The sequence below is a fragment of the Pedobacter sp. WC2501 genome (genome assembly GCF_052682415.1).
The window spans coordinates 1001061-1025393 of record NZ_JBQZFI010000001.1; the positions used below are offsets into that span (position 1 = coordinate 1001061).

Below are 24333 nucleotides of genomic sequence, written 5' to 3' on the forward strand. Positions count from 1 at the left end.
CTCTTTGCGTCCTTTGCGGTAAAACCCTTTAAATAGCCGAGTAGAAATAATCATAATGCACCAAAGCCTTTTGCTTCTTCAGTCCAATACGCTCTCTGGCTTTATCAGAACCATATTCTGCTATTCCCAAACCGATCAGGCTATTTTTTTCGTCGATAATTTTAATAATATCACCTTTTAAAAAGTCTGTTTGGATTTCGATGATCCCTATGGGCAATAAACTGGTGGCTTTACCGGAAGTTAATACCGTTTTGGCACCATCGTTTAGCTTTACCACACCGGTTGCTGCTGTTTCAGAATGGGCAATCCATTTTTTCTTGCCTGATTTGATTTTCTCTGGAACAAAGCGTGTATGCACCAGTTGATTGTTTAATAGAGAAATCAGCACATCATCTTTCGTTCCATTGGCAATATGAACAGTTATACCCAGTTTAGCTACTTTTTGTGCCATGGTCGATTTGGTAATCATTCCGCCACGGCCAAACTGCGATTTTCCGGTTTGTATAAATGAAGCCAGGTTAGCAACCGAACCGTTAATTTCCTCAATAACTGCTGAACCTTCAATTTTCGGATCGCCGTTGTAGATGCCGTTTACATTTGACAGAATAATCAGGGCATCCGCGTTTAACATCGAAGCAATTAATCCAGCCAATTCATCATTATCGGTAAACATTAGCTCTGTAACCGAAACCACATCGTTTTCATTCACAACAGGAATTACCTCGTTTTGAAGCAAAATCTGCAAACAGTTTTTCATGTTTAAATAATGTGCCCGGTCGCGGAAATCTTCCTTCGTAACCAAAACCTGAGCGCATTGTATAGCATGTGCTGCAAAGAAATTGGAGTAGGTATTGATCAATTTCACCTGACCAATGGCCGCCAATAGTTGTCGGGTAGTTACGGCATCCTGTTTTTCGGATACTTTAATCAAACTTCTTCCCGATGCCACCGCACCTGAAGAAACCAAAATTACTTCAATACCCTGCTTTTTAATTTCTGCCAGTTGATTTACAAGGTGTTTGATCCTTGCCTCATCCGGCAAACCATTCGCCTGCGTAATTACATTCGAACCAACTTTAACAACTATCTTTTTGTACCCTAATTTCATTATAATTTCAAACTGTTTGGATGTGGCAATTTAACATCAATTTTTCTAATTCGGATGATTATCTATAGGCTTGATGGATTTTTGCGAAAATGGAAATGAGTTTGGGTTGAGCGTTTGGAGTCGATTAACTGTTTTAAGTCCGAAGTCTGAGGACCGAGGTCAGAAGTGTTAGTTGCCTACAACAGTTAACCGATTTAAACAATTAACCGATTAACCCTCCACAACAATTTAAAGGTAACAATCTAGCCATTCAACGATTAAACAATCTCTTTTACAATTAACCAACCACCCCACTAATCAACCAATGGCTAATGAACTATTGAACTAAATTATTAAATTGCATTTGAACCGAAATCAACCCGCTATGAAACGTATCTTACCCGGCCTTATATTGCTTAGCGCAGCTACGGCCTGTAATCACCCTCAAAAGAAAGAAATGAAAGCAATAACGTGGCCTGATGCAAAGGCACCCATAGCGGAAATTATTCCGCACCAAAGAGTTATACACGGTGATACCGTAGTAGATAATTATTATTGGATGATAGATTACTTTAAAAAAGGACCAGACAGTACGAAAGTTGTCGATTATTTAAAAGCCGAAAATGCTTATCTGGATACCATGATGAAGAGTACCGATCAATTTCAGGCTGATTTATTTAAGGAAATGAAAGGCCGGATCAAAGAAAAAGACGAATCGGTTCCGGTTTTTAGAAATGGCTACTACTATTACTCACGCACAGAGGATGGACAGCAATACTTTAAATACTGCCGTAAAAAAGGAAGTTTATCTGCCGCGGAAGAAATCTTGCTGGACGTAGATCAACTGGCAAAAGGCCATTCCTATTACAGCGCAACCGGATTTAGTGTTAGTCCCGATAATAAACTTTTAGCTTTTGGTGTCGATCAGGTTTCGCGCCGCCAATACACCATTAACATTAAAAATTTAGAGACTGGTGAAATGTTAAAAGATGTCATTACCAATACAGAAGGTGGGGTGGCTTGGGCCAATGATAATAAAACATTCTTTTACACCTCAAAAAATCCTGTTACGTTACTTAGTGAAAAAATTAAAAAACATGTACTCGGTTCAGATGCCAAAACAGATGCGGTAGTTTACGATGAGAAAGATAACACCAACTATATCGGTGTAGGTAAATCGAAAAACGGAAAGTATATTTTTATCGCTTCGCAGGGAACGCTTACTTCGGAATATAAAATAGTAGATGCCGACCATCCGGAAAGCCCTTTTAAAGTTTTTGCAGCGCGATCAAAAGATGTATTGTATGATGTAATGCCTGTTGACGGCAAATTTTTGATCTTAACCAACTGGAACGCCAAGAATTTCCGTTTAATGGAATGTCCGCTGGATAAAACCGAAAAAGAAAACTGGAAAGAGGTGATTGCACACCGTGCAGATGTTTTATTGGAAAGTGTTGAAGAGTTTAAAGATTTCACTGTTTTATCTGAACGTAAAAACGGATTAACGGAGATGCACGTGCTTAAAAAAGATAAAAGCGATTATTACATCAAATTTGATGAACCAGTTTATGATGCTGGCGTGGGCTCAAATCCCGAATACAACAGCACCACATTGCGTTATGCTTATACCTCATTAACTACTCCAAACTCTACCTACGATTATGATCTGGTAAAAAAAGACCAGAAACTAATGAAACAACAGGAAGTTCTGGGCGGCTATAATCCGAAAGATTATGTTACTGAGCGCGTTTTTGCCACGGCGAAAGATGGTACCAAAGTGCCAATTGCCCTGGTCTATAAAAAGGGCTTCGAAAAGAATGGGAAATCACCTCTGTTACTTTATGGCTATGGTTCTTATGGCTCAAATTCGGATGTTTATTTCTCTTCGCCACGTTTGAGTTTGTTGAATAGAGGCTTTGTATTTGCCATTGCCAATATCCGTGGTGGACAGGAAATGGGCCGTCGATGGTACGAAGATGGAAAACTGATGAAAAAGAAAAATACCTTCACCGATTTTATTGCTGCAGGAGAATATTTAATTGATCAGAAATATACCTCAAAAGGCCATTTATATGCCCATGGCGGCAGTGCTGGCGGTTTATTAATGGGAGCTGTAGCCAACATGGCGCCCGATTTATGGAACGGTCTTATTGCTGATGTTCCTTTTGTGGATGTAATTAATACCATGCTGGATGAAAGCATTCCACTTACCACAAACGAATTTGATGAGTGGGGTAATCCAAAACAAAAAGCAGCTTACGATTATATGAAAAGCTATTCGCCTTACGAAAACGTAGAGAAAAAAGCTTATCCGAATATGCTGGTTACAACTGGTTTGCACGATAGCCAGGTGCAGTACTTTGAACCGGCAAAATGGGTAGCTAAATTAAGGGCAACCAAAACCGATAAGAATGTTTTACTCCTTAAAACCAACATGGAATTTGGTCATGGGGGTGCCTCCGGCCGTTTTGATTATTTAAAAGATGTTTCCTTACGCTGGGCGTTTTTATTCTCGCTGGAGGGGATAACTAGATAGTTTTTTCTTATTATTTGTCATGTTGAGCTTGTCGAAGAATATTTCGATGGTGTTTCGACAATCTCAACATGACAACCCTATTTAAATTTTGATATATCTTAAACCCACAATGAACACTAAACTAAAAACACTCCAAATCATCCACCTCGCGCTATGCTCAGGTGTTTTCCTCTTCACGTTGGTAACCATTCTCATTAACCGCGAACTCATATTTTTTGATGCGAATCCACAAACTACAGCGCCCTTTAACCCAATATTTCCGATTACGGGACTGATTACCATATCAGGAAGCATTTTCTTTTATAGAAATTTGATCGCTAAAATCGATAAATCTGCCTCTGCCGATACTAAGATCAACATGTACCAAAGTGCCTTTATCATCAGCGCAGCACTTTTAGAAGGTGGGGCACTTTTTAATATTGTAGGCTTTTTTATCACGCAGAACTCTTTCTTTTTAATTTTTGGTCTAGCTAATTTTGCTTTTCTAGTCCTAAAAAGACCAACCAAAGATAAATTGATTTCCGCCTTACAATTGCAATACCCGGATACCGAGTCTTTGTAAGCAATTAGCCTTATCTTTGCCCCTTAATGGAATACAATGTTCACACTTTGCCAAATGGCATACGCATATTGCATGTGCCCGCGGCCTCTGCCATATCTCACGCATGCATCATCGTTAATACAGGATCGCGAGACGAGCCTGAAAGCAAAGCAGGTTTAGCACATTTTATTGAGCACCTGATCTTTAAGCGTACCGAAAAACGAAGTACCAACCAGATTTTAAACCGGCTGGAGAGCGTTGGGGCCGACTTAAACGCCTATACCACAAAAGAATATACCTGCGTACATGCTTCTTTTTTAAATCCTTACTTAGATAGAACTTTAGATCTCTTTAACGACATTATCTTCCATTCTACTTTTCCTGAAGCAGAAATGGATAAAGAAAAAAGTGTAATTCTGGACGAAATTTCATCTTATTTAGATCAGCCCGAAGAAGCTATTAATGATGATTTCGAAGATATGCTTTTCGCAGGGCATGCATTGGGAAACAATATTTTGGGTACAACAGAATCTGTTCAAAACTTTACCCGTGAGGATGTCATCAATTTCAGAAAAGCCAATTATCGTACCAACGAAATTGTGGTGGCTGTTTTAGGAAATTATACTTTAAACAGCGTTGTAAATAAAGGAAGCAAGTATTTTGCTGATGTTGAAGAGAATAATCCGGTTAAAAAAAGAATTAAACCAGGCATACTTCCACAGAGCAATACCACCATTTACAAACCAATTATGCAGGCGCATTGTATTTTAGGTACACAGGCCTATTCTACCTACCAATCGCAAAAAGTTCCTTTAATGCTGCTTAACAATTACTTTGGTGGTAATGGAATGAGCTCTGTCTTAAATTTACAGATCAGGGAGAAATACGGAATTGCTTATACCATCGAATCCAATTTTTCGCCCTTGAGTGATACAGGTATTTTTTCCATTTATTTCGGAACAGATAAAGAAAAACAAGCTAAGGCACTCTCTTTAATCTTTAAGGAGATTAAAAAGCTCAGAGAACATCCTTTAAATGAATTGCAGTTACAAAAAGCCAAGAATAAATTTATCGGACAGATTGCTTTGGGAGAAGAAAATAGGATTGGTTTAATCATTTCAATGGCCAAAAGCCTGATCGATCACAATAAGATCGATTCTCTGGAAACGGTTTTTGAGAAAATAAATGCAGTTACAACCAGCCAAATGGCAGAAGTTACGAATGAGATTTTAAATATTGAGCAACTGAATATCTTTACTTTCTGCCCAATAGAGGAATAATTCTTATTTTTGTAAGTCAAAACCTTCTGTTTTCATCCTGAGCCTGTCGAAGGACTTAACTACGGGTCTTCGACAAGCTCAGACTGACAACAATTTTGCAATAATTAACAAGCTCAGACTGCGGTCTGAAAAAATATAATACAATGAAATTACCAATAGTAGCTTACGGCGATCCGGTTTTAAAAAAGGTGGGTACCGATATCGATAAAGATTATCCGGAATTAAAACAATTAATCAGCGATATGTTCGACACCATGTATTACGCCAATGGGGTAGGTCTTGCTGCACCTCAGATTGGTTTACCGATCCGTTTGTTTATTGTAGATACAGGAGAAGATGAAGAGGGTAATCCAGGCTATAAAAAAGTATTTATCAATGCCAAAATTTTAGAAGAAACAGGCGAAGCCTGGAGTTTTAACGAAGGTTGTTTAAGTATTCCTGATATCCGCGAAAACATTATGCGCAAGCCAAATATCAAGATTACCTATTTCGACGAAAACTGGATAGAGCATACTGATGATGTTGATGGAATGCCTGCACGCGTAATCCAGCACGAATACGACCACATCGAAGGAAAACTCTTTACGGATAAAGTAAGTGTATTGCGTAAAACCATGCTTAAAAGCAAACTGGATGCGATTTCAAAAGGAAATATCAAAACAGATTACAAAATGAAGTTTCCGAATAAGAGTAAGAAAAGATAGGCTTAAAATGGAAGATGTAAGAGGGAAAATGGAAACGTTTTCCCTTTTTTTATTTAAGGTTCGTCGCTATTAATTGCCTTTATGCGTCCTCCTGAACTTGTTTCAGGATCTTTATAGCAGCATAGATCCTGAAATAAATTCAGGATGACGGCTAGCTAAAATAAAATTAGGGTAATAATTATCTTTTGCAATGAACCTCTGTACCAGACTAATTCGTCCGGCTCTTATCACCATCAAAAATCTGCTGCATCAGCTTGCCCCAGGCGAAAGGATTAAGTAGTGGATTGGTTTGAACCATGTTTTTATTAATCATCCTGTCAAAATTATAGCGGTAATTCTGACTGCCGATTTCCTGTCCGTCACGCGGTAGCGTTTGAATCAAGCCATCAATTGACGAACGCGAAAGGTTCTTTTTAGCAATGGCCATATCATCATCCGCCAGTTTCATCGATAAAAACTCGCGGGTAAATTCTTCAGTTGTAGCCCATGGGAAAACACGCACCGAAGGTAAATCGATCACATTAGCTTTCAATTTAACCATAATCGTATACTTGCTATCTGGTGTACTTTCCGGAATCACTGTAGAAAACTTTTTGTAACCAATGGCTGTAAACAAGATCGTATCGCCAGGATTAACAATAAAGGTAAAATATCCTCTGTAATCGGCACCAACCCTTTTACTCTTGGCAGAAAGATTGGTAATGGTAACATAAGGTATCACATTTGAACTATCGATATCGGTAATAATCCCAGAAAATTGGATGAGTTTATCCTGTTCCGGCTTTTGTTGCGCAAAAGCGGTTACAGAAAAAATTAAGCAAATCAGGGCAATACAATATCTCATTAAGACAAAAGTAATTTTATTAATAAAACTTCCTTGTTAAATAGTGTTAAAGCTTAATCTTGCTCGGCCATGTTAACGGCAACTACCGACGTAATCTGCGGAACAGCTTTCATAATCGCTTGTTCGATTCCAGATTTCATAGTCATGAAACTCATCGGGCATGAACCGCAGTTGCCCAAAAGCTTAAGCTTTACTGTTCCTTCAGATGTAATTTCTTCAACAGAAACATCACCTCCGTCAGCCTTTAAATAAGGTCTGATAGTTTCTAATGCCTGTTCTACTTGTTCTGTTAAATTCATTATATATATTTTAATTTATAAAAATAGTAATTTTTTAGCAATTCACCATTTGCGCGTTATTAATGGATATTTGTTGCGCAATTTTACTGGCAATATCTCCAAATACAACATCCAATAATGGGTTTTGATTTAATGCCACTGGTTTCCCCTGATCTCCAGCCTCCGAAATGCTTTGAATAATTGGGATTTCTCCTAAAAACGGCACATCAAAACGTGCTGCAAGTTCGGTGCCACCGCCTTTTCCGAAAATATAATATTTGTTCTCCGGCAATTCTGCTGGTGTAAAATACGACATGTTTTCTATAACCCCTAAAATCGGGATGTTAATTCCCGGCATCCTGAACATGGCCAAACCTTTGTGTGTATCAGCTAGCGCAACCTGTTGCGGCGTAGTAACCACCACCGCCCCTGAAATTGGGAAACTTTGCGTGATGGTGATGTGGATATCGCCTGTTCCTGGTGGAAGATCTACAATCAGATAATCCAGTTCCCCCCAATTGGTATCGTTAAACAATTGTTTTACTGCGTTAGATGCCATTGGTCCACGCCATGGCACGGGTTGTCCGGGATCTGCAAAAAAACCTAAAGACAATAACTTTATCCCGTATTTTTCAATTGGTAAAATTTTGGTTTTACCATCAGCGGTTTCTTCGGCACCAGGCTTGGCATCAACCAGATCGAACATGGTTGGTACCGATGGGCCATAAATATCTGCATCAATAAGGCCAACTTTGGCGCCATCTTTAGCCAATACAACAGCAAGATTGCTCGCTACAGTAGATTTACCAACTCCCCCTTTTCCAGATGAAACCAAAATAATATTTTTGATGTTATCTAACGATGATGAATTGCTGGGTTGAGTAACCCTTGAAGTTACATTGATCACCACTTCTGCCATTGGAGATACAAAATGTTTGATGGCATTTGTACAGGCATTTTTCAGCATTTCCTTCATCGGACATGCCGGCGTAGTAAGCTCTAATGTAAAATTGACCTGGTTATCTGTAATCTGTAAATCTTTAATCATGTTTAAAGTAACCAGATCTTTTTTAAGATCGGGATCTTCAACATTTTTAAGCGCATCTAAAACTTGTTGCGGGCTAATCTGCATGGTATTAATTTAAATTCAAAATTAACAAAACATAGCCACAAATACTTTTATTTAGGCTTTTTAACTGTAATTTTAACACGAAATAAACATTTAATTGTTACGTTTAAGCAATTAACCATTTTAACGACTATATGCAGATACCAAAAATTAAGATCCCCAAAAAATATTTAAAAATCGGAGCCTGGGTTTTAGGTGTTTTTTTAGTTGTTTGTATTGCTCTAGGGGCGGTAGCCTATAGCAAAAGGGAGGCGCTTCTTAAAAAAATGGTGGCTAAAGCAATTGCCAAGGCCAATAAAGATTATGACCTGGAGGTTAAAATCGGATCAGTAGGTTTTACCGGGCTCAGCACAGTTAAAATGACCAATATTTCTGTTGTGCCTAAAGAACGTGATACCCTTTCAAACATTAATGAGCTGAGTGTTAGTGTTAAACTTTTACCGTTAATATTCGGTAACGTAAAACTTTCGGAAGTAAAACTGAAAGACGGTTTTGTTAATGTCGTGCTTAAAGATTCGACTACAAATATCGATTTCATCTTAAAACGGAAGAAAAAAGACAGCACGCAAACCAATCGGAAAGCTAACTTATCAGAAATAGCCAGTAACATTTTAAATCAAGTTTTATATAAAATCCCTGACGATATGGATGTGAAAAACATGGTTTTTAAGTTAAACGATCACGATACGGCCAGGTTAAGTTTTGCAACCAATGCTACGATAGATGGCGGCGACTTAAAATCAACCATTGACGTGAACAACAACGAATCTATCTGGCATGTTAATGGTTATGTTAATCCGGGCAGTAAAAAGTTAAATTTTACGGCCTATGCTGATGGAAAAAAGCTGGAATTACCTTACCTCAATAGTAAACTACATGCCAAGCTTAGTTTCGATACCTTGCAAACCGAATTAAAAAATGCCAAATACAGTGGCGATGATTATAAGATATCTGGCTCGTGGTCAGTTAAAAACATGTTGATTAATCAACACCGCATTGCTTCAAACGATATTATTATCCAAAGCGCAAAACTAGACGCCGATATCTTAGTTGGACCCAATTACATTGCTTTGGACAGTACCTCAACCGCTTATTTGAAAAATGCACAGATCCATCCTTTTGTTAAATATACTTTAGGAAAGAATAAAATATATGAACTAAAGCTAAATGCTGAAGAGCAGGATGCGCAAGGGATTTTAGATGCATTTCCACAAGGCTTGTTCGAATCGCTCGAGGGACTTAAAGTACAAGGCAAAGTTAAATATAACCTTAACTTTTACCTGGACACCAAAATACCTGATAGTGTGCGTTTCAATTCTACACTAACACCTGTTAATTTCAAAATTGTGCAGTGGGGAAAAACCAACCTGCAAAAAATCAACAATACTTTTGTATATACACCTTACGAATATGGCAAACCGATGCGTGATATTACCATTGGGCCATCGAATCCTAATTTCACGCCATTATCAGCCATTTCAAAGAATTTTATCAATGCCGTTTTAACTGCGGAAGATCCTTCATTTTTTACGCACAATGGTTTTGTTGAAGAATCGATCCGAAAATCGATCGCCGTAAATTTTAAGGAAAAGAAATTTAAGCGTGGTGGCAGTACCATCAGCATGCAACTGGTTAAGAATGTATATTTAAGCCGTCAGAAAACTTTAGCCCGTAAAGCCGAGGAGATTTTAATCGTTTGGCTCATCGAACATAACCACCTGATCAGCAAACAACGGATGCTGGAGGTATACTTCAACATCATGGAATTGGGAAAGAATATTTATGGGATAGGGGAAGCATCAAGGTACTATTTTGGAAAACAACCTGCCGATTTAACTATTGGCGATGGGCTGTTCCTGGCCAGTATTGTACCTAAACCGAAAGCGTCGATGTATAAATTTATGGCCGATGGTAGCCTGAAACCTTATATGTTCAACTACTTCAGGTTTATGGGGAATATTATGGCCAGAAAAGGCTTAACACCTGGAGATACCTCGGGTTATGGCTTTTATAATGTACGCCTGAGAGAAGGACTCCGTCGTTACTTAGCACCTGACACCGCCGTGGTTGATACCTCTGCGTTTGACGATGATGGAGATGGGTTACCGGTTATAATTGTACACGATAAAAATAAAAGTTTCTTCGAACGCCTTTTTGGTGGTGGAACTAAAAAAGACACTACGACAAATAAACAGACCACCACACCTGCCGATACCACCAAAACTAAAAAGCAATTGAGGCAGGAGCGAAGGGAAGAACGAAGAAGACAAAAGGAATTGGAAAAGGCCCAGCAGTAACTAGTTTACAGCTGACAGTTTATAGTTCAGCCAAACGATAAACAATTAATAAGTTAACCAATTTATACAATTAACCATCCGATAGCGGCATGCACAAAATAAAAGTAGAGGATAAGGAGTTCGAGATATTTTTAGAAAATGATACCTTAAATAAACGTATCCGTTTATTGGGCATCCAGATGAATGTAGACTACGAAAATAAATGCCCGTTATTTATCGGTGTACTAAATGGCAGTTTCCTATTTATGGCTGATTTGATCAAAGAGATTAATGTACCTTGCGAAATTGCTTTTATGCGTGTAGCTTCTTACGAAGGCACAGCAAGCTCTGGAAATGTAAAAGAACTGATCGGATTGCCGGATAACATCGAGGGCAGAGATATTGTTATTGTAGAAGATATCGTTGATACAGGATTAACCTTAACGCATATTTTAAAAACGATAGAAGAAAAAAATCCAGCTTCAGTAAAAGTTGCATCTCTTTTACTGAAACCTAGTGCTTTAAAATATGAAATTAAAGCCTTAGAATATGTTGGTTTTGAAATACCTAACGAATTTGTGGTGGGCTATGGATTGGATTATAATGGTCTTGGCAGAAACCTGACTGATATTTACAGAGCAACGGGCGCATAATTTTTAAATTGGATTAATTTATTTTTCGCACCTTTGTCCAATAATTTCTAAAACAATGACCATACATAAAGAAGGCTACACTACCATTGCCTTAAGCATATTATTGATCTTCGTAATCAACGCTGTAGTGGATTATAAATACCATGACATCACCTGGTTACGCTGGTTTATTTATATCTTTTCGGCAGCATTACTGATAATCGTATTGCAGTTTTTCCGTAATCCGAGCCGCAGCTTTTCTTCAGGCGATAACTTGGTTATTTGCCCTGCAGATGGTAAAGTAGTGGTAATTGAAGAAACTGAAGAAGGAGAATATTTTAAAGATAAACGTTTACAGGTTTCGATTTTTATGTCGCCAGTAAATGTTCACATTAACCGTAATCCAATTTCGGGAGTGGTAAAATTCTTCAAATATCACCCGGGAAAATATCTTGCAGCGTGGAATCCAAAATCATCTACCGAAAATGAACGTACAACCACTGTTGTCGAGCATAAAAACGGTACACCTGTATTGTTCCGTCAAATTGCAGGCGCTTTGGCCCGCAGGATTGTATGGTATGTAAAAGAAGGCGATCAGGTGATACAAACTGAACAGTTCGGTTTTATCAAATTCGGATCGAGGGTAGATGTTTTTCTTCCGGTAGGCACCAAAGTTAATGTAGAACTTAACCAGGTTGTAAAAGGCGGAATCACCACATTGGCAACTTTAAGCTAAGGATATAATATTTTATAAAAAAGCTGGTTTAGTTAATGCTAAACCAGCTTTTTGTTTTTACTACTATTGGGTTAATGCGTCAGTCTGTTAGGAACACAGACCACGGGAACTAAAAGGATTTTGAAACATTGAAGAATCCACCTAAACCTGATAGCAACGGAAAGCCCGGATCCCGATTTTTCATCGGGAGAGGACTTGTAGGCATAGCAGGAACAAACTTTAATCATTCCTACAGGCTTTGCTTTCCAAAAAAACGCAACTATTTTTCTTTCTGTATGGCAATTTCATTAATTTACGCCGTGGTTTGTGTCTCCACAAACCACGAGATCAGAACTAATCTGTAGCATCATTACCGACTTCTTTTTCTGCGGTATTGCCAATCGGCCTGTCGCTAATTAACCGTTGTGTTGGGTAAGCAAAATCAGATTTATTACGGATCACGATATCCATAATCTCTAGGTTGATTTCCTGTCTGATTTTAAGGAATTCGGTATAATTAAGTACCGTTACAAAATAATTAACCTCAACATTCAAACCCGAATCGCCAAAGCTTTTAAAAGAGGCATTTCCATCATCGCTGGTGCCCTCATGATTATTGATGTAACTTTCAATTTCGGTGATAATTTTTCTTAACGAATCGGAACTGGTTTCATACGTAAGTCCGATTACAAATGATACTTTACGTGAATTTCTCAATGAAAGGTTTTCTAAAACCCCATCTATCATGCCCCTATTGGGTAAGGTGGCCATGGTTTTTTCGGAAGTTCTGATCCTTGTGCTTCTGAAGCCGACTTTTTCTACAGTGCCTTCCACACCGTCAACCTTCACCAGGTCGCCAACGGTAAAAGGTTTATCTAAAAAGATTGTGAACGAACCTATTAAGTTCTCTAAGCTCTCTTTAGCCGCCAATGCAATAGCAATACCACCAATACCCAATCCGGTAATCAGCGTCAATACATTAACCTCGAAAACAAAGCCCAGCAGGGTAAAAAAACCAATAAAGATTACAACCGTTTTTAACAGCTCTTTTAAAAAGGGCACCAGTTGATCGTCGGCCTTATTTTCAGTAAGCGATGCTTTATATAACCAAACGTGGCTAATGAAATCAATTATCCTTAAAATAATCCAAAAAACAGATAGTATGATCCCAAACAAAAATATTCGGTCGATACAATCACCAATGGTTACCGGAATCAACTCTTTAAACTTTCCGATTAATTTACTATAATGGAATACAGCGACCTCTAACGGATGTTTTAACTGGTTAATGGAAAGATAAAGTGTAGTTAAAAGAATAAAAACCTCTATCGGCTTAAGTAAAAGCCCAACAAATGCTTCGTCATGAGATTGATTAGAGAAATTTTTAAAGAGCCTAAACAGCAGTTTACTTAAAAGTTTTGATACAATCCTTTTGAATATTAGGCCTAAAAAAAGAATGCCACCTAAAAGAAAATAGGCTTTTACAGTATTGCCCCAAAAAACCTGGTCGAAAAAAGCAGAATCTAACATTTAACAAAGGTACAAACAAAAAAACCTCCACGAAATGAATCGTGAAGGCTATATCTTATAATAAAGAATATTATTTTCTCAAAGATTTGATACGGGCAGCTTTACCAGTTAAAGCACGTAAATAGAACAATTTCGCTCTACGAACTTTACCATAGCTATTTACTTCTACCTTCTCAATGTTTGGAGAATTGATAGGGAAAATACGCTCAACCCCAATACTGTTGCTCATTTTACGAACTGTGAAAGTTTCGTTAGCACCAGCACTGTTACGTTGTATTACAACACCTTGGTAAATTTGGATACGTTCCTTATTACCTTCGCGAATTTTATAGTGTACGCTCACTGTATCGCCAGACTTGAACGCAGGAAAATCTTTTTTCGCGATGGCCTGCTCTTCAACAAATTTTACTAAATCCATGATTTTAAGCTATTAAATCGATATTTCATCCCGTGAAAATCGGATTGCAATATTAGGGATTATTTTTGATAAAAAAAAACCTAATTTAATTTTTTCCACATTCTTTACGAATTCCACATTCCATTGTGTTAATTGCTTCTATTCCAAAAGGTCAGGACGGCGCGTTTTAGTCCGTTCTAAGGCCTGTTCGTGTCTCCACTCATTCACTTTTGCCTCGTGGCCACTTAATAAAACATCTGGCACTTTATATCCGCGCCAATCTGCCGGCCGCGTATAAACTGGTGCATCAAGCAATTCTCCCTGAAAGCTATCAGATAGGGCAGAGGTCTCATCATTTAAAACACCGGGGATTAAACGCACCACAGCATCTACCACAATCGCAGCAGGAAGCTCACCACCGCTTAAAACATAATCACCCACAGAAATCTCCCTCGTTACAAAGATATCGCGTATACGCTGATCTATGCCTTTATAATGGCCGCATAAAATAATGATGTTCTTTTTAATAGAAAGTTCATTGGCTGTGCTCTGGTTTAAAGTAACGCCGTCGGGACTCATGAAAATAATCTCATCGTATTCGCGCTCAGCCTGAAGTTTTTCGATACAGGCCGCAAAGGGTTCGATACTCATCACCATGCCGCTTCCTCCGCCATATTGGTAATCATCTACACTTTTTTGTTTATTGGTGGCGTAATCCCGCAGGTTATGTACCACGATTTCCGCAATGCCTTTTTTTTGTGCACGTTGCAAAATAGAATGGGCAAACGGGCTTTCTAATAAAGCGGGCAGAACTGTTATAATATCGAAACGCATAACGCAAAGGTAAGGCTTTAGTCTGAAGTCTTTAACCTGAAGTCGAATTTGCTACGCTCAGTATCAATTTTGACTCTTATAGCAACTCATTGCTGTAAATATTAATCCAACGTATTAACCTTTACCAGATCGCTCGCCCACTGCAACGGCTTCCTACCGTTCCGTCCATCAACAACACCGCTTACTTTCATCGTTTTTTGGTCATTGCCTAAGGTATAATAGTTTGCATATTGCCTGCCCTTAAGATCGTAAGTAGCATCGGGCCTTGCATCAGAAATATTTAGCACATACATGTTGCCGGATAAAATTTTAAATGTGCCGCTATGCGTAACGACCTGTACACCACCTTCCTTGGCGAGATTGTAAAAACTTCCATCCGCTTTAAAAACGATTTTACACCCCGGATTACTGGTATCGTTCCAGATACCAACAAAGGGCTTAATTTCTTTTAAATTTGCCTGTTGTACGGTTTTACAAGAAATGATTGTAAGCACGGCGAGAAAAACCATGGCGATTTTTAATGTTCTTTTGAGCATGTTAATTTGATTAGAATGAAATCTAAATTAATAATTTTTCTTCAAAAAACATATACTGTTAATCACCTTCTTCTAGTTCAAATATCTCCTCAACGGGTTTATCAAAAACGCGAGCTATTTTCAAGGCCAATAAAACATATTTCCCTGATTCGATGGCATTTATGGCCTACCTGGAAACCTGAATTAAATATTTTAATCAAATTTTTTACTAAAAGACTGCGTTATTTACAAACAGAGTTAGGAGCAGCAAAAATTAGAAAATATTTTTTGATCTTTTAGCTTTCCAGATAAATATCGAGTAAACCTTCGGGTAAATCGAGGGTTAGTGTTTTTTCATCCTCGTCGTATTCTACAATAAAATCTTCATTTAAAGGGAACAGAATTTCGGTTTCTTTATACATCACTGTAGCCACAAACTGTTGTGGGTACTCGTTTACTTCCAAAATTTCGCCTAGTTCTCCCAAAGTTTCATCTATTGCTAAATAACCTTTAAAATCGGTATAGAAAAATTCTCCTTCTTCGCGTTCTGGCATTTGTGACAGGGGCAGATACAGTTTCTTTTTTAGTAGCGGCTGTACTTTATCGATATGATCAGCATCATCAAAATTAAAATAACCAGTTTTATTGGCTTGTAATTTTGCCGAAGCCACAAAATACGGAACAAGCTTACCATTCATATCGGCAAATACCACATCAAATTCGAGTTGTTCGTATTCATCAAATTCGAAAAATACCTGAACTTCTCCCTTTAAACCCCTCGTTTTAGTAACGTAACCTATATAAAATGCTTCTTCGTGTTTCATAGTATTACATTGTCATCCTGAGGCACGAAGGATCTGTTTCATCGTTATCAGATCCTTCGTGCCTACCATTGACATTATTTTTTAAGTTATTATCAATCAGAATTTTAACTACTTTCTCATTTCCATCCGGCTAGGCCATACCACGGTATTCCCGTTCTACTTAAATCCGGCCTAACAAATTTTTCGGGCAGCACTGTTCTGGCTGCAGAACTGCCTTCAAAAGAAAAATTTTCAGCCGGCATTTTTTGTTTCTTTTTGATGCCAAAAAGAAAGAGCCCTCCGGCGGCGGTGAGCCGAGGCAAGACTGCGCCGTAGGACAAGAGAAAACAATTTTACGTCATTCATATTGATTTTAAACAATTAATTAATCCTCAGGATGACATTTTTAGTTAAAAAAATAGCGTTCCGAATATTCGGAACGCTATTTTATGAAACAAAATAATTAAAATTATTCTGCTCCTTCTTCTTTAGTAGCTTCTGCTGCAGGAGCTTCTTCAGTTGCTTCAGCCTCAACAGCTGGTGCTTCTTCTTCAACAACCTCTTCTGCAACTGGTGCATTTTTAGCTGCGATAGCTGCTGCTTTATCTTCTTTTTTCTTAGCTTCTGCTGCTAATGCTGCTTTACGCACATCTGCTTTAGAAGTAGCTAAACCTTCTGTTTTACCAGAAATTTTACCTGCTTTAGTATCTAACCAAGCAGCAAATTTCTCGTCTGCCTGTTCTTGAGTTAAAGCTCCTTTTTTAACACCACCTTCTAAGTGTTTTTTGTATAAAACACCTTTGTAAGAAAGGATAGCACGAGCAGTATCAGTTGGTTGTGCACCACTGTTTACCCAAGCTAAAGTTTTTTCGAAGTTAATTTCGATGGTAGCAGGATTGGTATTTGGGTTGTAAGAACCTAAACGCTCAATAAATTTACCATCACGTGGAGAGCGAGAATCTGCTACCACAACGTGGAAAAAAGGTTTTCCTTTTTTACCGAATCTTTGCAATCTGATTTTAGTTGCCATTTTCTTTTGTATTTATGTATTCAACATAGTTCCCGGAGCTTCATGCTGCGGGGCTGCAAAGATAACTAAAATACTGTAAATTAAAAACATAGTTTAATTTCTTTGTTTTCAGGATATTTGTGCCCAAATATTTGCAGGTACAGAATGGAAAGAATTGCGATTGATATGGACGAGGTGATTGCCGACGCCGTTGGGAAATTTATTAAATTATATAACCGGGATTTTAATGTTCCGCTCGATTTAAAGATCGATGCAGGAAACGAAATTTTCCACCATGTTCCACAGGATGTTAACCAAAAATGGTTCGAATATATCAATGAACCTGGCTTTTTTCGCGACCTTGAGGTGATTGAAGATAGCCAGCGGGTAATTAAAGCCTTACAAGAAAAATATGATGTGTATATTGTTTCGGCAGCAATGGAGTTCCGCAACTCATTGATCGACAAATACGATTGGATGGCCGAACATTTTCCTTTCATTGATTGGCAGCATATTATGTTCTGCGGAAATAAAATTGTGAATGTTGACATCATCATTGACGACCGCATTAAAAACTTTGTAAATTTTAACGGTCGCCCTTTATTATTTTCCTCGCCCCACAATTTGCTTGTAACAGAATACGAACGTGTGAACAACTGGGAAGAAATAGCGGGTTTGTTGCTATAATATTAATTCATAGGGGTCGACTTAGGTCGACGCCCATGAATGCAATTCATCATTATAATCCTAAAAATTAAATTCACCTACCAGGTTTCCCCCGCTACTATCAGCTGCGAGCGGCAATACAATTACTTTTCTTTGCTGTTTACCAGTAGCGTATCGGGTATAAATCTCAGCGGTAACGGTTGTTGGACCGCTAATATTAATCTGGTTATCGCCATAATAATTCACCTCAATTTTATATTTTCCTTTTATCGCTTTTTTAATCATAAACTGCTCCGGGCCATAACCTGAAGTAAAATCGTTACTAATCCTGCCACCTATTTTTGTTTTTGAATTCCCATAATACCCTTTTTCTCCTGTTGGATCAGTTAACCAAAGGTCGATATCGGTATCATTTTTATTCCAGTTAAGCACTACACGCACATCAACAGGCAACGACTGGATCAAACGTTTATCAATTTCTTTTGTACTGAGTTTATTGCCATGTTTTGCCAGGAGGTTATTCATCTCCGAAATGATGATTTCTTCGATACCCTGGTCTCTATCGGCAATCTGGGCATTATAACTTTGGGTAAGTACCTTATATAAATTATCTAACGCTGGTTGATATTGCCCGTTATCGGCCAGCGCCAGCGCATAATCTCTATAACTCTGTGCATCCATAGGGCGCCATTGCAAAACTTTTTGGGTAATAAAAAGCTCATCTTTATAATTTCCGGTCTGCTTTAATTTATAGGCCAGGGTTTTATATAGATCGGCATTCTCCAAATCTAAATCGGCAATATTGCTTAAAATGGTCAATGCCCTTATACTATCTTTCTGCTGGTAAAACCAATTCGCCACATCAAAATAAAACATCGGTGTTAAAATGTATTTTGAGCGCATTTTTAAATAAGCCTGGTAAGCACTATCTGGTTTACCAACCAAATTTTTCATATAATCCTTATCGCTTTTAAATTCGGGGATGATGATGGCGGGTTGTTGTGCTACTACAGGTGGCGGCATTTTCATTGCATTTACTTTTGTTACTTGCACACCTGCAACCTTACCCTCAAGAAATCCATTTGAGGCAGTCCCCCTAATGGTTGTGACAGATCCCGCTACAGAAGTTTTTCGCTGAGCAGCATAGCCTACAACCACCACTTCATTTAATTGATTCGTTTCTTTATCTCTTCTGGCAGCTCCAGTAGCTGGAGCAGGCGTTACCGCTTGTGGTGTAGGTGGAACTACCATTTCAGCTACTTTCACAGCTTCTCGCCTTGGTGCGTCACCAACTGGTTCGCTCATTACGATATCAGCTGTCGGAATTCCATTTACATCCCTCTGCCCAGGGTCAGGGTATCTCTCTTTCTTCTTTCCTGGTTCTTTATAGTAGAAGTCGGTATTCCACCAGGTTTTCAGTTCTTTGGTCATGGCTACCGCAGCATCGATCAAATCTTGCTTACGTTCCAAAATAGCCGTTCTGCGTTGCTTCAAAACCGCATTATAGGCCTGTTGAAGTTCAATAGGAGGCACAATATCATAACGCAGGTAATCATCAAGATTTTCCAGCACGATGAGGCTGGTATTGCGGGTGACAATACCAAACTGTTTACTTAAAACGCTGATATCATCTTTGTTTTCTTCGTACTGGATATCCATTTCGGTAATTTTCTTCTGCGCCCAAACCCGGCTCAAGTCGATACTGCTAAAAGTATGTTCTGTGGCATTCAAGCGAACTACCTGCTCAGCTACTACGGTATTTCCAAATCCAAACTGCAAGGTAAATTCGGTATTAAAATCGCTCATGATGCCCGCCAATGAAAAATGCCCATTTACATTTACTTTCATTGATGGATAAGTTTGCCGGATGTTGTTTCCATTTTTGATCCCCAGAAACTGAAGATTTTGTTGATTTAATTGTTTAAAAGCATTACTAACTGAAATAGAATTGAGGTTTACAAACTGCCCGCCAGTTTTTAAGGTGATGTATTTTAAAGTGCTGTAATCTGCTTTTAGCGCCGTATTAATACAATGAACAGGTTTATTTAAAGCAATCCTATTGCTTCCGAAGGTAGATAAGCCATCTGTAAATAAAAGATATTCGTCTGCCTGGATGGCCTTTGCATTTATTGCGCTGAAATTTGTGCCGCCATCGTAAACCAGTTTTTTCAGTTTATCTTTTAATGCAGACCAATTGCCATTTGATATGACGAATGTTCCGGCATTTTTAAAACCATTATTTACCAGGCCCAATTGGATAGTTAAGTTTTGTTTTTGCCTGATGATTAAATCAAGCAATTCCATTTCTTTATCGGTATTGCGTTGAAGGCCACTTAATGATACATCCCAGAGCAGGCCAATATGATTGGCCCACTGTCGCTCCCGGCTTTCAATTTTAGGAAAAACATTCACCAGAAAATAGTAGCCAGATGATGCTTTTTGCATTTGTACCTCAGGGAGGTTATTTCGCTTTGGCAGATTAATGGTGAGGCCATTTTTGGGCTGGTAATTGGCTTTATTAATCTCGCCAACATAGGTATTCCCATTGGCCTTTAAATCAAAACTGCCATCAGGCTGTTCGCCAAGCTCTGGTTTGATAACACTTTCAAAAACAGTGGTTTTTAAGCTGAAATTTTCAATGGCCTGATTATAATCTAAGGGCAGGTGATACCTTAAAACATTGGCGTTATTAAAACTTAATTCTTCTTCATAACCCACAATGATGGTCCTACTGCCATTTGCAGGCAAAGGATAAATCCTGGTACGGAAATTATTCCCTTCAACTTTCTCCAGCAACCCCGGATCGACCCGTCTGCGCTCAATGCTTTCGAAAACTTCGGTTGCTTTTGCTTTTTCCACGGGTACGGCTTCGCGCATTTTCCCATTGATATCTAAAGCATAACGGCTAATACTCACTCCCTCCGGCATGGGGAAAGTAAGTTCGCCCTCTAAAACGCGGTTGCTGCTATTATGAAAGGTCATGGTCATCACCGTTGTGGCAATATTTCCTGTTATCTGTACATCGATATTCAGTTTTTTAAGTTTAACGGCTTCTTTCTGTTCTGCAGTTTCGGCCTGTTGTACCTTTAACACTGGCATTTGCGCCTTAGCAAAAAAAACCACCAATAATAAGGGGAGGAGGAGTAAATTTCTAGATGTGCTCATAACATTGATTTTTAATAGTGATGCAAAAGCATTGGCGATTTCATAAATTTATTTTTTAGAAGCGCTTAGCTTCCTTAGATTTAGCAGCACAAAACCATTTTAGAAATGCTAAAAAAGCTTTTCTGAAAATTGTAACATTTTTTAAAAATTTTGTTCTAATGATTAAAAACTGAATCTATGTTAGTAACCACAACGCCTACGGTTGAGGGCAGAAAAATTATAAAATACATCGGTTTAGTAACCGGAGAAACCATCATTGGCGCAAATATTTTTAAAGATTTATTTGCAGGTATAACGGATATAGTAGGGGGCAGATCGAGTTCTTACGAACGCGTTTTAAGAGAGGGTAAAGATACCGCAGTTAACGAAATGCAGCAATACGCAGCCGCTCTTGGTGCAAATGCTATTGTTGGTGTTGATTTAGATTACGAAACAGTAGGCAGCGGCGGAAGCATGCTCATGGTAAGCGCCAATGGTACTGCGGTAATTTTAGCAGATTAAGAAATTGCTTATTGCTAAAACTAAGCAAAAACAAGAAAGTCTTTCCGGTGCGGGAAAGACTTTTCTTTTTTACATTCTGTTTCCGTTTTAAAACGAAAGTATATCGATGAGTTTAAGCCATTTGGCACTCACTTTTTCGGCATTAATATGTTTAATGGCATGATCAAAGGGGGTAAAAATAATTTCGCGGTTTACCTGGCCGGCCATTACACCGCTTTCGCCATTAATTAAACCCTCTACAGCAGCAACACCTAAACGGCTTGCCAATACACGGTCCATACATGTTGGTTTACCTCCACGCTGAATGTGTCCTAAAACCGAAACCTTTGTATCGTAGTGTGGGTATTTTTCCTGCAAAATTTCGCCAACTTTAAATGCACCTCCTGTATCATCGCCTTCAGCAACAATAATAATTTTTGAGGCTTTATCCTTACGGCTATGCTCTAATTTATGTAAAATATCATCGGCGTTCATGTTCGCTTCTGGAATCATGATGGCCTCTGCGCCCACGCCAATTCCACTTCTTAAAGCAATTAATCCGGAGTCACGACCCATCACTTCCACAATAAAAAGCCTGTCGTGCGATTCGGCCGTATCCCTGATCCTGTCTACCGCATCAATAACAGTATTGATGGCAGAATCATAACCGATGGTAAAATCGGTACCTGCCAAATCGTTATCAATTGTTCCTGGTAAACCTACAATCGGAAAATCGAACTCTTTAGAAAAAATATTGGCACCAGTAAATGTTCCGTCACCACCAATTACAACCAAGGCATCAATACCTTTACCTTTCAGGTTTTCATACGCTTTTTTTCTGCCCTCAACGGTTCTAAATGCTTCACTGCGCGCGGTTTTTAAAATGGTTCCTCCGCGTTGGATAATATTTGCTACAGATTTGCGGTCCATAGGTATAAAATCATTGTTTATCAGCCCTTCGTAGCCACGGATAAAACCAGTTACTTCAATATCATAGTAAATAGAACCCCTAACTACAGCTCTAATTGCGGCGTTCATACCCGGCGAATCTCCGCCAGAGGTTAAAACACCAATATTCTTAATCTTATTCATTTGTTTGTTTCTTGGCAAATCCTGATAATCCATTATCCAGATATTGCAAATATTTGTCTATATCAAATTCTACTCCAATAGGAGGCGAAACTAATTCTTTTTCATCAGTACCCAAAAGTACATAATATGGTTGCGAAATGGTATTAAATCTTTCAGCCTGCAAATGTTTGAATTTTTTACCAACGGTATTCACTTTTGTGCCTAAAATTTTAGAGTCAAATTGTTCTGCTTCAGGCAAACTGGTTTTATCATCTGTATAAAGCGATACCACAATATAATCTTCTTTCAATTTTTTAAGCACTCTTGGGTCAGACCAAACACGGGCTTCCATTTCTCTGCAATTTACACATCCATGGCCTGTGAAATCTAAAAACAATGGTTTTTTTACCTCTTTAGCATAAGCAAGGGCTTCCTGGTAATCGAAGAACCCGTCGATATTATGCGGAATGTGCAAGAATTCTGAATATTTTCGTTTAGCATGTGTAATTGCTGGGCTTGAGCCACCGCCACCATCTTGCCCGATTACAAAATCCTGAGTGGATAAAGGCGGCACCAATGCACTCACTGCTTTTAAAGGTGCTCCCCATAAGCCTGGAATGAGATAAATGGCAAATACAAAAGTTGCTGTTGCAATAAATAATCTTGGCACTGAAACATAAGGAAGGTCGCTATCATGAGAAAACTTAATTTTTCCCAATAAATAAACGCCCAAAATTAAGGCGAGTACAATCCAGATGGCTAGGAATATCTCACGGTCCAATATTCCCCAGTGATAGGCCAAATCTGCTGTCGAAAGGAATTTTAATGATAAACCCAATTCCAAGAACCCAAGAAAAACTTTGATTGAGTTTAACCAACCACCTGATTTTGGTAGCCCCGTCATTAAACTTGGGAAAATAGCAAACATGGTAAAAATTAACGCCAATGATAACGAAAAGCCGAACATAACGATAACAGGTGTTAACAGATCGGTATTAATGGCAACCAATGAGGTTCCAATTAAAGGCCCTGTACAAGAAAAGGAAACAACCGCCAGGGTTGCTGCCATAAAAAAGATTCCGCTTAAACCTTTAGCATCCGATTTTGCATCGAGTTTATTTACAAATGAGCTAGGCAGCGTAATTTCAAAAGCGCCTAGAAATGATACACCAAAAACGATTAGAATGAGGAAGATGAAAATATTAAAAAATCCATCGGTCGAGATCTCATTTAATGCACTGGCGCCCCAGATCAAGGTAATAATCACGCCTAAACCCACGTAAATTACAATGATCGATAAACCATAAATAATAGCACTCCTGATTCCTTTTGCCCTGCTTTCGGCTCTTTTGGTAAAGAAACCGACAGTAAGCGGAACCATCGGAAAAATACATGGAAGAAAAAAAGCAGCAATACCGGCCAAAAGGCCTAAACCAAAAGTTACCCAAAGCGATTGTTTTGGAGCATCTTTGCCAGCTACAGTAGCTTTTCCTGCTTTAACCGTATCCTTCTTAAGGGTATCTTTTTCCGTTTTTACCTGCTTATTGGCAGCACTATCCTGTGCTGAACCTACTTCGGTAAAAACAATATCATCAGGAGGAGCGGTTGCTATGGTATCTTGTGTTACGAGGGCGTAACTCTTAATAGCTGGCAATGCAATAAACATTGTAGCCATTAACAACAATAATAAAACCTTTTTCATTTGTGTGTTTTGTGTGTGTGTTTTGAATCCGTGAAATTAAGAATAATTTTAGAAACGATTTTTTTTAAACCACAACACCTTGTAGATTTTACTTTAAAAAGAAACAGTCCCGGATTTTCGGGACTGTTTGCAAATATTT

The 24333-nt window shown here is 38.5% G+C and carries 22 protein-coding genes; 9 read left to right on the forward strand and 13 right to left on the reverse strand.

Translation table 11 applies throughout. The features are described from left to right. Positions 1–28 precede the first annotated feature (28 nt). Positions 29–1108 carry a glutamate 5-kinase gene (gene proB / locus ACUN24_RS04300; RefSeq protein WP_445561406.1) on the reverse strand — a complete coding sequence of 360 codons (1080 nt, stop codon included), beginning with the start codon at positions 1106–1108 and terminating at the stop codon, positions 29–31. Positions 1109–1472: 364 nt separating this feature from the next. Between proB and ACUN24_RS04305 the strand changes: the two genes are divergently transcribed. The 4 genes from ACUN24_RS04305 to def all read left to right on the forward strand — a co-directional run bounded on the left by ACUN24_RS04305 (position 1473) and on the right by def (position 6148). Beyond that, positions 1473–3623 (forward strand): S9 family peptidase, encoded by a 2151-nt coding sequence (locus ACUN24_RS04305; RefSeq protein ID WP_445561407.1) that lies wholly within the window; start codon positions 1473–1475, stop codon positions 3621–3623. 109 nt (positions 3624–3732) lie between these two features. Further along, positions 3733–4185, forward strand: a complete 453-nt coding sequence (locus ACUN24_RS04310) for a hypothetical protein (RefSeq protein ID WP_445561408.1) — start codon at positions 3733–3735, stop codon at positions 4183–4185. A 26-nt stretch (positions 4186–4211) separates the two neighbouring features. Continuing rightward, complete coding sequence (locus tag ACUN24_RS04315; RefSeq protein WP_445561409.1) at positions 4212–5444, forward strand: M16 family metallopeptidase; 1233 nt, start codon at positions 4212–4214, stop codon at positions 5442–5444. Positions 5445–5587: 143 nt separating this feature from the next. Further along, a complete protein-coding gene (gene def / locus ACUN24_RS04320; RefSeq protein WP_445561410.1) occupies positions 5588–6148 on the forward strand; it encodes a peptide deformylase in 561 nt (186 codons plus the stop codon). A gap of 208 nt (positions 6149–6356) precedes the next feature. Here the strand turns inward: def and ACUN24_RS04325 are convergent, their stop codons facing one another. From ACUN24_RS04325 to ACUN24_RS04335, 3 genes are read right to left on the reverse strand one after another with little or no spacing between them, the layout of a single operon-like run. Further along, a complete protein-coding gene (locus tag ACUN24_RS04325) occupies positions 6357–6992 on the reverse strand; it encodes a hypothetical protein (RefSeq protein WP_445561411.1) in 636 nt (211 codons plus the stop codon). A gap of 53 nt (positions 6993–7045) precedes the next feature. Then, entirely contained in the window at positions 7046–7291 is a 246-nt protein-coding gene (locus tag ACUN24_RS04330; RefSeq protein WP_029274884.1) for a NifU family protein, read from the reverse strand. 34 nt (positions 7292–7325) lie between these two features. Further along, on the reverse strand, positions 7326–8402 hold the full coding sequence (locus ACUN24_RS04335) for an Mrp/NBP35 family ATP-binding protein (RefSeq protein WP_445561412.1): 1077 nt from the start codon (positions 8400–8402) through the stop codon (positions 7326–7328). 131 nt (positions 8403–8533) lie between these two features. On the opposite strand from ACUN24_RS04335, the gene ACUN24_RS04340 reads away from it, so the two are divergent. From ACUN24_RS04340 to ACUN24_RS04350, 3 genes are all read left to right on the forward strand, one after another. Then, complete coding sequence (locus ACUN24_RS04340; RefSeq protein WP_445561413.1) at positions 8534–10696, forward strand: transglycosylase domain-containing protein; 2163 nt, start codon at positions 8534–8536, stop codon at positions 10694–10696. An 89-nt stretch (positions 10697–10785) separates the two neighbouring features. Then, complete coding sequence (hpt, locus tag ACUN24_RS04345; protein ID WP_445561414.1) at positions 10786–11328, forward strand: hypoxanthine phosphoribosyltransferase; 543 nt, start codon at positions 10786–10788, stop codon at positions 11326–11328. Between the two features lie 55 nt (positions 11329–11383). After that, positions 11384–12043, forward strand: coding sequence for a phosphatidylserine decarboxylase family protein (locus ACUN24_RS04350; protein WP_445561415.1), 660 nt, complete (start codon positions 11384–11386; stop codon positions 12041–12043). Between the two features lie 333 nt (positions 12044–12376). Here ACUN24_RS04350 and ACUN24_RS04355 read toward each other — a convergent pair whose 3' ends face one another. From ACUN24_RS04355 to ACUN24_RS04380, 6 genes are all read right to left on the reverse strand, one after another. Continuing rightward, positions 12377–13552 carry a mechanosensitive ion channel family protein gene (locus tag ACUN24_RS04355; RefSeq protein ID WP_445561416.1) on the reverse strand — a complete coding sequence of 392 codons (1176 nt, stop codon included), beginning with the start codon at positions 13550–13552 and terminating at the stop codon, positions 12377–12379. Positions 13553–13622: 70 nt separating this feature from the next. Continuing rightward, positions 13623–13970: a 50S ribosomal protein L19 gene (gene rplS / locus ACUN24_RS04360; protein ID WP_025141628.1), complete on the reverse strand. Its 348-nt coding sequence runs from the start codon at positions 13968–13970 to the stop codon at positions 13623–13625. A 138-nt stretch (positions 13971–14108) separates the two neighbouring features. Continuing rightward, a complete protein-coding gene (gene trmD / locus ACUN24_RS04365) occupies positions 14109–14783 on the reverse strand; it encodes a tRNA (guanosine(37)-N1)-methyltransferase TrmD (RefSeq protein ID WP_132395756.1) in 675 nt (224 codons plus the stop codon). A 101-nt stretch (positions 14784–14884) separates the two neighbouring features. Further along, positions 14885–15319: a hypothetical protein gene (locus ACUN24_RS04370; RefSeq protein ID WP_445561417.1), complete on the reverse strand. Its 435-nt coding sequence runs from the start codon at positions 15317–15319 to the stop codon at positions 14885–14887. A gap of 275 nt (positions 15320–15594) precedes the next feature. Continuing rightward, on the reverse strand, positions 15595–16122 hold the full coding sequence (rimM, locus tag ACUN24_RS04375) for a ribosome maturation factor RimM (protein ID WP_121285403.1): 528 nt from the start codon (positions 16120–16122) through the stop codon (positions 15595–15597). 448 nt (positions 16123–16570) lie between these two features. Beyond that, positions 16571–17131, reverse strand: a complete 561-nt coding sequence (locus ACUN24_RS04380; protein WP_445561418.1) for a 30S ribosomal protein S16 — start codon at positions 17129–17131, stop codon at positions 16571–16573. A 144-nt stretch (positions 17132–17275) separates the two neighbouring features. On the opposite strand from ACUN24_RS04380, the gene ACUN24_RS04385 reads away from it, so the two are divergent. Next, complete coding sequence (locus ACUN24_RS04385) at positions 17276–17797, forward strand: 5' nucleotidase, NT5C type (protein ID WP_445561419.1); 522 nt, start codon at positions 17276–17278, stop codon at positions 17795–17797. Positions 17798–17857: 60 nt separating this feature from the next. Here the strand turns inward: ACUN24_RS04385 and ACUN24_RS04390 are convergent, their stop codons facing one another. Continuing rightward, positions 17858–20941 (reverse strand): VIT domain-containing protein, encoded by a 3084-nt coding sequence (locus ACUN24_RS04390; protein WP_445561420.1) that lies wholly within the window; start codon positions 20939–20941, stop codon positions 17858–17860. A gap of 177 nt (positions 20942–21118) precedes the next feature. On the opposite strand from ACUN24_RS04390, the gene ACUN24_RS04395 reads away from it, so the two are divergent. Next, a complete protein-coding gene (locus ACUN24_RS04395; protein ID WP_090497467.1) occupies positions 21119–21442 on the forward strand; it encodes a heavy metal-binding domain-containing protein in 324 nt (107 codons plus the stop codon). An 87-nt stretch (positions 21443–21529) separates the two neighbouring features. Here the strand turns inward: ACUN24_RS04395 and pfkA are convergent, their stop codons facing one another. Both pfkA and ACUN24_RS04405 read right to left on the reverse strand, forming a co-directional pair. Next, positions 21530–22513 (reverse strand): 6-phosphofructokinase, encoded by a 984-nt coding sequence (gene pfkA, locus ACUN24_RS04400; protein WP_445561421.1) that lies wholly within the window; start codon positions 22511–22513, stop codon positions 21530–21532. Next, entirely contained in the window at positions 22506–24194 is a 1689-nt protein-coding gene (locus ACUN24_RS04405) for a protein-disulfide reductase DsbD family protein (RefSeq protein WP_445561422.1), read from the reverse strand. The genes pfkA and ACUN24_RS04405 overlap by 8 nt, the downstream gene beginning before the upstream one ends. Between the last annotated feature and the right edge of the window lie 139 nt (positions 24195–24333).